Genomic DNA, 14,021 nt, shown 5'->3' with positions numbered 1-14,021 from the left:
TGTCATTAAACAAGGTAAATGATGACTATGAACGGCTCTAAAGTATCCACTACACCTGAAATGCCGCTCATGGCCCATGCATCAGCGCAGTTGGTCGATCAATTTGGTCGTCATAAACATAAACTCAGAATATCACTGACAGATCGTTGCAATTTTCGTTGCAGTTATTGCATGCCCGATAATCCTGAATGGCTGACCAAAAAAGATATTTTAAGTTTTGAAGAATTATTAAAATTTTGCGAAGTCATGGTGCATCTGGGTATTCAACATATCCGTTTAACAGGTGGTGAGCCGTTAATGCGCCAGGGTGTTGTAAACTTTGTTCAAGACCTAAATCGGTTAAAGGTACACGGTTTACAACGTATTTCCATGACAACCAATGCGTTCTATTTAAAAAAATATGCTCAGGCACTACAGCAAGCGGGCCTGGATGATCTGAACATCAGTTTAGATAGTATTCATGCCGATACCTTTAAGCTTATGACTAAACGTCCACTTGAGCCAGTGTTACAAGGTATAGTTGCAGCACAACAGGTTGGTATTCCTATTAAGTTAAATTGCGTTTTGGTTGCAGGCAAAAATGATCATGAAATTGTTGAACTCACTCAATGGGCGTATCAACAGAATATAGAATTGCGTTTTATTGAATATATGCCTTTAGATCAACCCGAACATTGGCAGCCCGAAAAAGTGATTACGGAAGATGGGATTATTCAAAAACTTGCTGTTTATTTTCACATAAACAAACAACAAAGACAGCATGATCCTGCAACAATTTATCGACTCAATGATCGCTATAAATTAGGCATCATCTCTACAATTAGCAAACCTTTTTGCCAGACTTGTGATCGTTTACGTATAACTGCTACAGGTGAACTGTTTACTTGTTTATTTGCCAACTCAGGAACACCTTTGCGTCAATTACTTCAGCAAGATGATTTATCTTCACTGACATCCACAATTATGAATGCTGTATGGCATAAAAAAGCGGGATTTATTGCTCATCAACAAGCACCTTCCCGTAAAATCAGCATGCATGCCATTGGAGGTTAATTCCCTGGTGAATTTGGTGTTTATCAGACAGTGGACTGTATCATCACTTATTTTTATGTTATCTAAATAAGAAATTATTTTCCCTCTGATCAAAGTGTTTACTGTAGGTCAGTCCCTTAATTTTCGGAATATTCTATGAAAAATGTTGGCATGAAGCCAGAAAGCTATCGAATTGCTACTGCAACTTCTGAACTGCTTGCACCAGCACATTGTTTACAACTTCTTGCAGATGGCAATACCGAAAAAGGTGATGCGTTGAAAACAGCACGAATTGCAGGCATTCTGGCAGCAAAACGTACCGATGAACTGATCCCGCTTTGTCACCCTCTCCCGATTTATCGCGCAGATGTAGATTTTGAATTACTTGCAGATCGTGTCGTTATTCAGGCAACTGTTGAAACCATTGCACCCACTGGTGTGGAAATGGAAGCACTGACTGCAGCCAGCCTTGCAGCGCTCACCATTTACGATATGCTCAAACCACATTGTGAACCCCACGAACTCATTATTCAGCAATGTAAATTAGACCTGAAAAAAGGTGGAAAATCACACTACAAACGTCATTTACGCCAACCCGTTTCGGCTGCGGTCCTGGTGCTCTCTGATACTGTTGCAGCTGGTCGAAAACCAGATACAGCGGGACGTTCAGTGGTAGATACTTTAACCGAAGCAGGTTTTGACCCGATTCATTATCAAATTTTGCCTGACGAAGCAGATCAGTTAAAAGAATTGGTCTTAAAACTCACTGAATCCTATGCTTGTATTATCACGGTAGGTGGAACGGGTATTGGTAAGCGTGACATTACTGTAGATACTCTACAGCCTTTGTTGGAACGTGAGTTAAATGGCTTGATGGAAGCTGCTCGTGCATTTGGACAAAGACGTACCCCTTATGCAGCGATGTCCCGTGGCGTTGCAGGTTTTATTGATCGCTCACTGGTGATTACCCTACCGGGAAGTCGTGGTGGTGCGAGTGAATCCATGGCAGCCATTTTACCTGCTTTGGTACATATTTTTGATGTATGCCGAGATCTACCTCATCCCGGAGGTTATGAATGAGTTGTTCAGGTATCGGTTTAATTACAGTTGATCAAGCACTTGCACACTATCGTTCAGTCAAAACACTCTCTACTGCTTCTCTGCCTTTAATTCAGGCACATCAGCATGTTTTAGCCACAGATGTACGATCAACGGTTTCACTACCACTGTTTACTCAAAGCGCTGTCGATGGTTATGCACTCAGAAGTGAAGATTTACTTGCGGGCATCACTGAATTTGAATTGGCTGGAGAAGTCCGTGCAGGTATCGCAGAACACGTAGAAATTCAATCAGGTCAAACTGTGCGTATCTTTACAGGTGGAAAACTGCCCGATTCAGCAGATACTGTTGCAAGACAGGAAATCATCACTCGTACAGACAATCATACGATTTTAAATCAGGTTTTAGAAAAAGGGACGGACATTCGCTATCAAGGCGAAGAACTCACTGTCGGGACAATACTGGCACATAAAGGTCAGCGATTAAGCAGTGGTTTAATCGCAGCGTTGAGTATGGCAGGCGTGCATGAAGTACAGGTTTATCAACAACCTAAAATTGCGGTATTGATTACAGGTGATGAAGTCAGTACCCAGCTTGATAATGAATCTAAAGTTTTTGATGCAAATGCGCCTATGATTTTAACGTGGCTCAAAGAGCAAGGTTTAACTGATGTACATTTACAACATGTGATTGATGATGAAAATATTCTCAGCCAGGCCTTATCCAATGCAATGCATCAATATGACCTGGTCATTACAACAGGTGGAGTTTCTGTCGGAGACTATGACCTCATTCGACCTGTTTCCATGGCTTTGGGGGCAAAAGAAATTTTCTGGCAAGTTGCTCAAAAACCGGGTAAACCGCTTTATTTTGCAGAATATCAACGAGACAATCACTGCGCCTATTTACTTGGCTTACCGGGGAATCCAGCGGCTGTGCTCACCTGCCTTGCTATACATGCATCAACCTTAATAGCGGCATTACAAGGTATAGATTCACCCGCACCCGCCTGGAAAAAAGCTCGATTCACAGAAACGGTCAAACAAGACAGCCGTGAACAATTATTGAGAATGGTGGTTAATGTAGATGATTACGGTCAATTGACCGTTTCTAAACTAGGAAAACAACAATCGCACATGCTGAGTAATTTGAATCAAGCCAATGCACTTGTTCGCATTCCAGCCCGTCCAGATGTTACTATTGCAATGGACTATGTCGATTTTATCTCTTTATAATTGTGTACGGTTTTATGAAAACTGATTGATTGCGCTATGAGTGAACCATTTGCATGACTATCTATAGCATTGATTTCATTACTCTGGTTCCAGATGAATGTAGTAGATGCTTCAAAATAAATCATTCAAGATTCATTCAACAGCCAGTTAAATATCGTATATCGCTTTTAGGCAGAGATCAGGTAAATAGGATGCAAGACTACCCTGCAACAGCACTGGTTATTTTAGCAGGCGGACAAGCCACACGGATGAATGGCGTTAATCAGCTTTTACAAAGTTTTGACCATGAAATTCAGCTATTAAAAATATGTCATGCTTTTCAAGGCAACGTACAGGAAATGTGGATCAATAGCCATAGAGACTATGCCCGTTATCTTGAGTTGATGCCTGATATTGCGTATTTCAAAGATGATCAGGATGGCTTTCTTGGCCCTTTAATGGGCATGAAAAGTGCCTGGTCACATGTTCAGTCAGATTATATTTTATTTGTACCATGCGACATTACCGAGATTCCACGCGAAATCTTATCCAGTCTACACGCAGCATTGAAGCAAAATGCATCATCTTCTGTCGCCTATGTGTCATTTAATGGACAAGCACTCTACCCATTTTGCTTATTAAAACGTAGCAGTGTTGCAACATTAACAAAACACCTGGATCAGCAACAATTCAGTATCAGGCGATGCTTTGCAGAACTTATGCCACAAGTCGTGAATATTCAGAATCAGGAGCTGAATTACCATAGCCTGAACTCATTGGAAGAATTGCAACAGTATCGAAAATAACCCTTGTAAATAACTCTATTTACAACCATAAATGTTTTGATCCTATATGGAGATAAAATTGACTACACCACAGAAAATTGCTGAGAAAGCTGATGAATAAGTCACTTTCAGAAAATTACTTTTTCATTTTGATGATTAAATTGAATAATGTTAAAGTGCGTGAATAGCTAATTTTAGCTCGATGCACGATTGATTATTTTAAAAACAGTTTCAACAGAGGCAGATATGCAGGAAATTAATATTAAAGTCGAATCTTATGGTGCTATTGAAAAACACCTACCTGCTGACCTCAGCCTGACTTGTGCATCAAATAGTCCTGTTGCGGATGTACTCAATCAAATTAAAGTAATTTATCCATCTATTTCAGAGATGGTTGAACGCTGTGCCTGTGCAATTGGTGAGGATATTATTTCACGTCAAAGCATCTTAGAAAAAGACAGCACTTTAGTTCTACTCTCACCTGTTGCAGGAGGCTAATATGTTACAGTTCCCCCGAATTCAAGACACAGCACTTAACTTAGAAACATTTGACACCATTCAGGCTTTCCCTGAATGTGGTGGAACAGGAATTTTTATTGGTACGGTGCGAAATCACCATGAAGGTCGTGCAGTTCAAACACTTAAATATACAGCTTATGCACCTGTTGCAGAGAAAATGATCCGAGCGATTGAACAGGAAATACAAGAAAAATATGCGGTGCATTACGTCCGTGTCATCCATCGTATTGGGGCATTAGATATTGGTGATAAAGCAATTATTGCAATTGCCTATGCACCCCATCGTAGAGAAGCATTTCAAGCCTGTGAAGAAGCAGTTGAACGTGTAAAACACGAAGTACCTGTATGGAAAGAAGAATTTTATACGGATGGTAGTAGCCAATACGTTGCAGGTTGTTGTATTCGACAAGATTATGATCAAAACACTGATGAAAAGCATCAACATTCACACAAACCCCACACGCATGGGCATACATGTACATAAATTAGGTAATATTCCGTTAAATTTGTGTTGATGGCAGTTTTAAATAATAGACATTGAAAATCATTTTGTATAAATGGATATTTGAATAGTAGAATTTTAAAACTAGAGATCATGTTCTTAAATCTGAATTGTAGTTCTCATGAATGTTAAAATCACATAAAACTAAATAAACTCCACAAAAAATTAACTTTGCATATTCTACTTACAAATAATATTTTTTACTAAGCAACCTCTATTGACTTTAAAGTGTACTTTAAGCTTAGGATGATGGTTGAGCAAAAATGAAATCATTGTTCAACTCATCTAAACGGTTATCAAGGAGTCACATTATGAGCTATGTAAAGACTAATGACGGTGTGGAAATTTTCTATAAAGATTGGGGACCTCGTGATGCGGAAGTGTTGTTTTTCCATCATGGTTGGCCACTCAGTTCTGATGATTGGGATGCACAATTATTATATTTTCTTGGAAAAGGCTACCGAGTCGTTGCACATGATCGTCGTGGACATGGTCGCTCATCTCAAGTTTGGGATGGACATGACATGGATCATTATGCGGATGATGTGGCAGCAGTAGTGAAACATTTAGGCATTGATAAAGCGGTACATATTGGTCATTCGACTGGCGGTGGTGAGGTTGCGCATTATATTGCTAAACATGGTGAAGCCCATGTATCAAAAGCTGTATTGGTTAGTGCTGTTCCTCCATTAATGGTCAAAACAGACCAAAATCCAAATGGCTTGCCGAAAGCAGTCTTTGATGATTTACAAAATCAACTGTTTAACAACCGTGCAGAATTTTATCGTGCTGTTCCAGAAGGTCCTTTTTATGGATTTAACCGTCCAAATGCAAAACCTTCAGAACCTGTTATTCAAAACTGGTGGCGTCAAGGTATGATGGGTGGCGCAAAAGCGCATTACGATGGGATTGTGGCATTCTCTCAAACTGATTTTACTGAAGATTTGAAAAAGATTTCAGTACCAGTATTGGTTATGCATGGTGATGATGACCAAGTTGTACCTTTTGAAATTTCAGGAAAATTATCTGCGGAATTGGTACAAAATGGGACTTTGAAAGTGTATTCAGGCTATTCACATGGGATGTTGACTGTGAATGCAGATGTGATTAACCCTGATTTGTTGGCGTTTATCCAAAGTTAATACATGAATATTTCAATGAAAAGAGCAACTCAATGAGTTGCTCTTTTTTATTTGAAAATATTTTTTTGAAGATGTATTGACCTTAAAGTTTACTTTAAGGATATCGTATGTTCATAAACCATGAGGTCTATCTTATGAACATCTTCGAAACTTTGGCTCTACCAAACGGCATCAGCATTCCAAATCGCCTTGCGAAAGCAGCGATGGAAGAAAATATGGCAGATCAACATTATGCGCCATCATCCGCATTATTTAAGCTTTATCAGTCATGGGCGGATGGTGGTGTCGGTCTAATTATTACAGGAAATGTCATGGTGGATTATCGTGCGATGACAGGACCGGGAGGCGTTGTTTTAGAAAATGATTCAAATTTAGATGCTTTTAAAAAATGGGCTAAAATCGGGCGTTCAAAAGGCGCACAATTTTGGATGCAGATCAATCACCCCGGTCGCCAAATGCAATCAAATTTGGGGCAAGCAACATGGGCACCATCAGCTATTCCATTAGATTTGGGTAAAATGTCAGATAAGTTTGATACCCCGATTGAAATGACACAACCAATGATTGAAGAAGTTATTTATCGTTTTGCGCATACTGCTGAACTTGCAGAACAAGCGGGATTTACAGGTGTGGAAATCCATGCTGCACATGGATATTTATTGAGTCAATTTTTATCACCATTGAGTAATCAACGTAAAGATCAATGGGGTGGTTCTTTAGAAAATAGAGCACGTCTTTTGATTGAAATCGTGAAAGCAGTTCGTTTAGTCGTATCTAAACAATTTGCGGTTGCCGTCAAATTGAACTCAGCGGATTTTCAACGAGGCGGATTTAGTGCAGATGATGCGAAACAAGTCGTTCAAATGCTCAATGAATTACCTGTGGATTTGGTTGAATTATCTGGTGGTAGCTATGAAGCACCTGCTATGCAAGGTCAAGCACGTGATGGAAGAACATTAGCACGTGAAGCGTATTTCCTCGAATTTGCCACTGAAATCCGTAAAATTGCCAAAATGCCGATCATGGTTACAGGTGGTATTCGTCGTAAACAAGTAGCTGAAAATGTGGTTGCAAGCGGTGTGGAAATGGTAGGAATTGGGACTGCTCTTGCACTCGAACCTGATTTACCTAATGCTTGGAAAGTGGGCAATAATGATGCTCCTCAACTTAAACCGATTAGATGGAAAAACAAAGCACTTGCATCCGTTGCCAATATGTCTACAGTGAAATATCAACTGAAAAAATTGAGTCAAGGAAAAACAACCAATGCAAAAGTTTCACCACTTTGGGCATTGATATTGCAACAACTTGCTATGATGAAAAGGACAAAGCAGTATCGAAATAACATGCAAAATTAAAATAAAAAAATCGAGTGCTGAATAGCACTCGATTTTTTTATGGAGCTTGTGTCCGAACAAAATTATTTATTCCACACATCAATCGGTGTTGGCATATGCAACGCTAACTGCGCATCTTTGATTACATCCATACGCAAGATTTTCTTTGCACCCAATTGATCTAACAATTGGCTCACTGGACCACCATTGCGTTTTAACTCCACATGTTTAGGGAAAAACTTTTGCGCAAAAGTTTGGTTGTTTGCTTGAACGTAAGAGCTATACCAAGTCCCATCTACTTGATTGAGCATGGTTTTCTTTTCCTGGCGAGATTCATTTTTTACAGTTTTTAGTTTTGGTGTTGACGCAGTTAAACTGATATCTATATTACCTTTGGTATCATAGAGATGTGCTTGAACTTGATCATCTATTTTGAGATCAATCGCAGTTAACCATTTCGGTAAGCTATAGCCATATACACCACGAACACGCGCAATTTCAGTATCTACAGGTAAAGCAAGTACATAACCATAATAGTCACGATTACGAATAGAACTCATCAATTCAGATAAATTTGATCCTTTTGCATTTGGACGACGTACTACGATGGCAACGGATACTTCATCATAGGGATCATTATCACAAATATCATATGCAAAAAAGGTTAATGAAACCAAACCATAGCCATGAATCGGACTAAGTGGCTCAACTTGAGCAGGCAATTTGGCTTTTAATTTTTCCAAAGGTGCGAGCATCAACAATTGAACATTACTGGTTTTATAATAATAGTTAGGTGACCACACTTTACCTGCACGTGTTTCCACCAATTGTTTCGGTATTTTTCTAAAGAAATCTACATTTCCCACCAAAGGATCTTTAGCCACTTCATCTAAATTGGGTTGCATATGAAAGCGGTCATAAAAACCATCTTTAGGAACCAGTGCTTTATGTGGTCCAAATTCAACTTCCACAAATTCTTTGGCATTCGGATATTGTGTCTTTGGTTCATCTGCAATGACTAGATTTGTACTTGGCGCTGTATTGGTATTATTTTGCATAACCGTACCCTTTGGTGAATGTGAATCACTTGCAAACTGAAATGTTGGTACTAAATCCGTTGCAAAAGCCGAGTTTGATAAAGCTAAGCTCATGACGAGGACTTGAGAAGATCGTTTTAGGTTGGATAAAGAGGACATTTTTTTGTGCTCAGATTAAACGTTGATCTTATGCTATGTTTAAAGTTAACTTTAAGGTCAATAGGATGTTTTGAATTTATTTTATACATTTGAATAAAGTTGTATGTCAGATCGAGTGCTATGGATTTTTATTGAAATATATTCAGGATAAGATTAAAGTAAACTTTAAAGTAATGAGGTGCGTTATATGAATATCAGTGAACTTTCAAAATTGAGTGGGCTAAATTCACCAACGATTCGTTATTATGAACAAATCAAGTTGTTGCCTAAACCATTGCGTCTAGCAAATGGCTATCGGAAATACAGCAAAAATGATTTACAGCAGTTACTTTTGATCAAAAAAGCTCAACAGGTGGGTTTTACCTTAGAAGAAATCAAATCGATGATGCCTTCCAGCGTAGATCGTTGGGATCATGACAAATTGATCAACACCTTAAATGAAAAAGTTAAAGACATTATTCAGATGCAAAAGTTGCTTGCGACGAATAAGAAAAATTTATTAACCTTGATCGATTCAATTCAAAATAAACCAAATGATATGACGTGTACTGAAAATGCGCAGCGTTTAATGGATATTTATTTGGTTGAACCTGAAAAAGATAATATCGATGGACAAGCATAGCAATTGTCAGGATAGAAATTTTTATATGCAAAACAAGGATGTTCGAAATTAATTAAAAAGAATAAAAAATATACTTGACCTTAAACCTAACTTTAAGCTTATTCTTATACTGAAATCATTAACAGAGCAGTGTTATGTCAAAGGTATGGTTTATTCAACAGCGTTTTATTCAACAAATCTTGGTTATATTAGCAGCAATATTAACCATGCAATTGGCTTTTGCAGACAATAATATGAGTACGGCTATGTCAAATATATCAGCTCAAAATAAAGGTAAGATTTTGGTGGTTATGACCAATCATTCCAAATATCCAACACGCAAAGATACAACTGGTTTATGGGTAACAGAACTTACTCATTTTTATGATGTGGCGCGTAAAGCGGGTTATGACATGGATTTTGTTAGTCCAAATGGCGGTGCTGTACCTTTAGATGAACGTAGCCAAAAATGGATTTATATGGATAAAGAAGCTCGCGCGCATTTGGCTGATCCTGCTTTTATGAACCTTTTAAATAACACATTGAAGCCAACTGATGTAAAAGCTTCTGATTATAAAGCGATTTATTTCACAGGGGGTCATGGTGTAATGTGGGATTTTCCAAATAATCCTGAATTGACTGGGCTTGCTGAGCAAATTTATCGTCAAGGTGGCGTAGTGTCTGCGGTATGTCATGGTGTGGCGGGGGTACTTGCATTGAAAGATGAACAAGGACAACCTTTGATTGCAAATCGTAAAGTGACTGGATTTTCTAATCGTGAAGAAGTGCTTTCGGGTATGAAAAAACAAGTTCCATTTTCACTTGAGGATCAGCTAAAGTCTAAAGGTTCAAAATATTCTGAAGGATTCTTGCCATTTACGTCATTTGTGGTGGTTGATGATCGTATTATTACAGGACAAAATCCGCAGTCCCCACGTGAGGTGGGCGTGGAAGTTGTGAAGAAACTTTCGACAATAAAATAAGTTATCCCAAGACTCCTAACATAAAGGAGTCTTTTCTAATTTAGTTCGGTACCTAATCTAATCTATCTATTAATTTGGATAATACATTTTTATGTACATTTAATGTTCTAAGGTTATCTGATTCAGTAGTACAAATATTTTCAAGCATACTTTTTGTAAATGGATACTCATCGAGTATCTTCTCTATAAAAAAAAGCTCTGAATTTTTACTGTCAATTTTTTCAATTACATCTGTTAATTTTGTATTAAAAAGAATTTTCATTTTTTCATTAATTTTTGTCGACTTCCCTTAAACTGAGACATCCATAACTGGAGTTTTCTGATTAAATAAGGTCAGGAGACAGTCATGAAGAAATCACGATTTACCGAGAGCCAAATCATCAGCATTTTGAAAGAAGCAGATGCTGGGATGAAAGTGGATGATATAGCAAAATGCATTTTTTGAGCTACAATGGGTAAAGTCCTTTAAATTGTTTATCCAGATGCCCAAAATATATTCAGAAGATTTACGCCGGAAAGTCATGGAATTCTACCGAAAGAGTGGTCATAAATCGAATACCTGCACAACTTTCAATATCGCCCGGACAACACTGGATGACTGGATTCTGCTTGAACAGCAGACAGGACAGCTGGCTCAGCCTAAACTTGTCAATGTGGGCAGACCTTCAACCATTAGGGATCTTCCTGCTTTCAAAATATTTGTTGAAAATACAAAATTCTCACAGGCAAAAGATCTGGTTCCACTCTTTAAAAACCAGTTCGGATATGCAGTTTCCTATGATGTCATACTGGCAACACTTCATAAGCTGGGATGGACGCATAAAAAAAGAGTTTCCTCTACAGACAGGCCTGTCAAATAAGCAGAACCGTATTTCAGTGGATTCTTCCTCAGTGGGAACAGGAATATGGCAGGGAAAATATTCTGTATATCGATGAATCAGGAATCAATACAACTGACACGGCAGAATATGGATGGTCCATTAAAGGAAAACGCTGTCAGGATTTAAAGTCAGGCGGTCATGGAAAAAGAATGAGCATGATCAGTGCGGTCAGATCAAGTGCTCCCTACAGTTTTCTGTCACCGCTGGTTTTCCAGGGTTCATGTGACAGACATTTATTTACAGGGTGGCTTGATTATTTATTTCGGAATTTACCCGGGTCAGGGTATCTTTTGATCCTGGACAATGCATCCATTCATAAAGGCCGGGAAATAGAACAGCTTGCTGAAACGTACAATGTACGAATCGCCTACCTTCCGGCATATAGCCCTGATTTGAATCCAATTGAACAGGCATGGTCTGTACTGAAAAGGAAAGTCAGAAATATTGTGAGTCAGCAGAATATTTCCATCTGTGAGGCTCTGGATATCGGATTTAAAGAAATGTAGCTCTTAATTTGCATGTGGCTATATCTGCCGTAAGCATGGTATTGGCAATGCCACCTATTATGTCTGGAAAAGCAAATACGGCGGTATGGAAGCATCTGACGTTAAGCGCATGCGTGAGCTGGAAGAAGAAAATGCCAGACTCAAAAGGATGTTTGCGGAACTCAGTCTGGAGAACCATGCCATGAAGGAACTGTTTTCAAAAAAGGGTTGGTGACAGCAGATCAGCGAGAATGCGTTCGTATTCTGGCTTCACTTGGGTTAACTGTATTACAGGCCTGTCGCCTGAGTGGACTAAGTCGAGCCAGCTATTATCGGCAAAGCACGAGCTGGCGCAAACGGGATGCTGCTGTCATTGATGCATTAAATCAGGTGTTAAAACAATCTCCCCAGTCTGGCTTTTGGAAGTGTTTTGGTCGCATACGTCGGCAGGGTTATGACTGGAATCATAAACGTGTTTATCGGGTTTACTGCCAGATGGGATTGAACTTACCCCGTCGACAGAAACGAACGTTGCCCCAGCGTATTGCACGACCACTGCAAGTGGTTGCACAAGCCAACCATCAATGGGCGCTGGATTTTATGAGTGACAGTCTGTATTGCGGTAAACGATTCCGTACCTTGAATATAGTTGATGAGGGGACTCGCGAATGTCTGGATATAGAAGTAGACACCTCGTTACCGGCTGAGCGTGTTGTCAGAGTATTGGATCGACTGGCTCAACAACGTAGCTTGCCGAAGCAGCTTCGTGTTGATAATGGTCCCGAACTGATATCTGCGCGATTGCTGGACTGGTGTAAAGATCAAGGCATTGAAGTGGTGCATATACAACCTGGGAAGCCACAGCAGAATGCTTTTATTGAGCGATTTAATGGTTCGTTTAGGCGGGAGTTTCTCAATGCGTATTTGTTTGAGAATTTGACTCAGGTCAGAGAAATGGCGTGGTTATGGCGTTTGGATTATAACGAGCAAAGACCACATGAAAGTTTAGGCAATTTACCCCTGACCTCCTCCCCAAAGTAGCTACAACCTAAACTGTAGACATGGCCTGTTGGTGATTCCTTACAAATTCGCTGGGGGTCATATAACCGAGTGAGCTATGGGGTCTTTCCCGGTTATAATCCTCACGCCACGCTTCAATCTTATTTCTCGCATCGTCCATGGATAAAAACCAGTGTGTGTTTAAACACTCATCCCGTAGCTTACCATTAAATGATTCTATATAGGCATTATCTGTCGGGGTTCCCGGTCGGGAAAAGTCCAGGATAACACCTTGCTCATACGCCCATTTGTCCAATGCCCTGGAAATGAATTCACTGCCGTTGTCCGTTCGTATTTTTGCCGGCAGCCGGCCATGTAACAGCCTGAGCTCCTCCATAGCCATGACCACATGCTCCCCCTTAATCGAAGCAGCAATATGAATCATAAGACATTCCCAACTAAAATTATCGACTACAGTCAAGGCCCTGAAACGCTGACCATTGAAGAGGTTGTCAGCGACGAAATCCATGCTCCAGCACTGATTGATATCAAAGACCGGATCACGCTGCATCCGATGTTGTCCGCTGACATGACGACGGGGGCGTTTTCGTCGCAAATGCAGCCCTTCCTGACAATAGATACGATAGGTTTTTTTATGGTTAATGAGCCAGCCTTCCCGACGCAGCAGGACATGAATACGTTCGTATCCGTACCGGACCCGCGTTTCCGCAATTTCCCTGATCCGTTGTGTAATCACACGATCATCCTTACAGGATCGGTAGTGGTAATACGGCAAACCTCAGCGACCAGGACGCCACTTTCAGATTGCTTCAGTGCAAACGCGATTTGCTCTTCAGTAAATTTGCTTCTCTTCATCTTTGCATGCCTCTTAACATGAGTTAAATATACGGCATATCTCCAATTTTAAGTGAGCCTGTTTTCAGGGCGGAGGTCACTTAATATAACCGTATCAAAGCTATATTTAATAGCAAGTTTCTTAGAAATTGATGCAAAATCATTGTTGCCATAAATAATTAATCTAAACTATGTAGAAATCAATTTCTGAATTGACTTATAGCTTTTGGTCATTTTAGTGGAAATTACTAGTCAGTTAGGTTGAAAATCTCTTGTTCAAAAATCTTGCTTTTTAGTGGGCAATTAGGCTGAAAATATCCATATAAAAGACATTGTATTGGGGTCGATCTAATTTTTCCAATTGAGTCAAATGACATGCTCGATTCGAAATCGATATGCCTTGAGAAAAAACTCTGTCCAATTGACGATAC

Annotated in this window: 14 protein-coding genes and 3 pseudogenes; 14 read left to right on the top strand and 3 right to left on the bottom strand. The window is 39.6% G+C overall.

What is annotated here, in order from left to right; translation table 11 throughout:
• The first annotated feature begins 27 nt into the window (after positions 1–27).
• The 8 genes from moaA to ACT6PV_RS04720 all read left to right on the top strand — a co-directional run bounded on the left by moaA (position 28) and on the right by ACT6PV_RS04720 (position 7,611).
• Entirely contained in the window at positions 28–1,053 is a 1,026-nt protein-coding gene (moaA, locus tag ACT6PV_RS04755) for a GTP 3',8-cyclase MoaA (RefSeq protein WP_445115310.1), read from the top strand.
• 135 nt (positions 1,054–1,188) lie between these two features.
• Positions 1,189–2,112 carry a bifunctional molybdenum cofactor biosynthesis protein MoaC/MoaB gene (moaCB, locus tag ACT6PV_RS04750; protein ID WP_296277909.1) on the top strand — a complete coding sequence of 308 codons (924 nt, stop codon included), beginning with the start codon at positions 1,189–1,191 and terminating at the stop codon, positions 2,110–2,112.
• A complete protein-coding gene (locus tag ACT6PV_RS04745; RefSeq protein ID WP_445115309.1) occupies positions 2,109–3,326 on the top strand; it encodes a molybdopterin molybdotransferase MoeA in 1,218 nt (405 codons plus the stop codon). Before moaCB ends, ACT6PV_RS04745 begins: the two co-directional genes overlap by 4 nt.
• 191 nt (positions 3,327–3,517) lie before the next feature.
• Positions 3,518–4,111, top strand: a complete 594-nt coding sequence (gene mobA / locus ACT6PV_RS04740; protein ID WP_445117035.1) for a molybdenum cofactor guanylyltransferase — start codon at positions 3,518–3,520, stop codon at positions 4,109–4,111.
• A 225-nt stretch (positions 4,112–4,336) separates the two neighbouring features.
• Positions 4,337–4,588: a MoaD/ThiS family protein gene (locus ACT6PV_RS04735; protein WP_445115308.1), complete on the top strand. Its 252-nt coding sequence runs from the start codon at positions 4,337–4,339 to the stop codon at positions 4,586–4,588.
• A 1-nt stretch (position 4,589) separates the two neighbouring features.
• Positions 4,590–5,093: a molybdenum cofactor biosynthesis protein MoaE gene (locus tag ACT6PV_RS04730; RefSeq protein ID WP_445115307.1), complete on the top strand. Its 504-nt coding sequence runs from the start codon at positions 4,590–4,592 to the stop codon at positions 5,091–5,093.
• A gap of 329 nt (positions 5,094–5,422) precedes the next feature.
• Positions 5,423–6,253: an alpha/beta fold hydrolase gene (locus ACT6PV_RS04725; RefSeq protein WP_445115306.1), complete on the top strand. Its 831-nt coding sequence runs from the start codon at positions 5,423–5,425 to the stop codon at positions 6,251–6,253.
• 134 nt (positions 6,254–6,387) lie between these two features.
• Entirely contained in the window at positions 6,388–7,611 is a 1,224-nt protein-coding gene (locus ACT6PV_RS04720; protein ID WP_445115305.1) for an NADH:flavin oxidoreductase/NADH oxidase family protein, read from the top strand.
• A gap of 62 nt (positions 7,612–7,673) precedes the next feature.
• Here the strand turns inward: ACT6PV_RS04720 and ACT6PV_RS04715 are convergent, their stop codons facing one another.
• Positions 7,674–8,648 (bottom strand): acetoacetate decarboxylase, encoded by a 975-nt coding sequence (locus tag ACT6PV_RS04715; RefSeq protein WP_445115304.1) that lies wholly within the window; start codon positions 8,646–8,648, stop codon positions 7,674–7,676.
• A gap of 325 nt (positions 8,649–8,973) precedes the next feature.
• Between ACT6PV_RS04715 and ACT6PV_RS04710 the strand changes: the two genes are divergently transcribed.
• The 6 genes and pseudogenes from ACT6PV_RS04710 to ACT6PV_RS04685 form a co-directional block, all read left to right on the top strand.
• Positions 8,974–9,408: a MerR family transcriptional regulator gene (locus ACT6PV_RS04710; RefSeq protein ID WP_445115303.1), complete on the top strand. Its 435-nt coding sequence runs from the start codon at positions 8,974–8,976 to the stop codon at positions 9,406–9,408.
• A 134-nt stretch (positions 9,409–9,542) separates the two neighbouring features.
• Positions 9,543–10,370: a type 1 glutamine amidotransferase domain-containing protein gene (locus tag ACT6PV_RS04705; protein ID WP_445115302.1), complete on the top strand. Its 828-nt coding sequence runs from the start codon at positions 9,543–9,545 to the stop codon at positions 10,368–10,370.
• 346 nt (positions 10,371–10,716) lie between these two features.
• Positions 10,717–10,803 (top strand): annotated as a pseudogene (locus ACT6PV_RS04700) (transposase); the annotation flags it as partial.
• Between the two features lie 49 nt (positions 10,804–10,852).
• Positions 10,853–11,230, top strand: coding sequence for a helix-turn-helix domain-containing protein (locus tag ACT6PV_RS04695; RefSeq protein ID WP_445115019.1), 378 nt, complete (start codon positions 10,853–10,855; stop codon positions 11,228–11,230).
• Positions 11,227–11,757, top strand: coding sequence for an IS630 family transposase (locus ACT6PV_RS04690; RefSeq protein WP_445117034.1), 531 nt, complete (start codon positions 11,227–11,229; stop codon positions 11,755–11,757). Before ACT6PV_RS04695 ends, ACT6PV_RS04690 begins: the two co-directional genes overlap by 4 nt.
• Before the next feature lie 22 nt (positions 11,758–11,779).
• A pseudogene (locus tag ACT6PV_RS04685) lies at positions 11,780–12,777 on the top strand (IS3 family transposase); the annotation flags it as partial.
• A 7-nt stretch (positions 12,778–12,784) separates the two neighbouring features.
• On the opposite strand, the pseudogene ACT6PV_RS04680 reads toward ACT6PV_RS04685, so the two are convergent.
• A pseudogene (locus ACT6PV_RS04680) lies at positions 12,785–13,522 on the bottom strand (IS3 family transposase); the annotation flags it as partial.
• Entirely contained in the window at positions 13,489–13,611 is a 123-nt protein-coding gene (locus tag ACT6PV_RS04675) for a transposase (RefSeq protein WP_445115301.1), read from the bottom strand. The pseudogene ACT6PV_RS04680 and the gene ACT6PV_RS04675, both read right to left, overlap by 34 nt.
• Positions 13,612–14,021: the final 410 nt, after the last annotated feature.

It is taken from the genome of Acinetobacter sp. WZC-1, from assembly GCF_052544965.1.
This window is presented reverse-complemented; position numbering and strand designations above follow the sequence as displayed.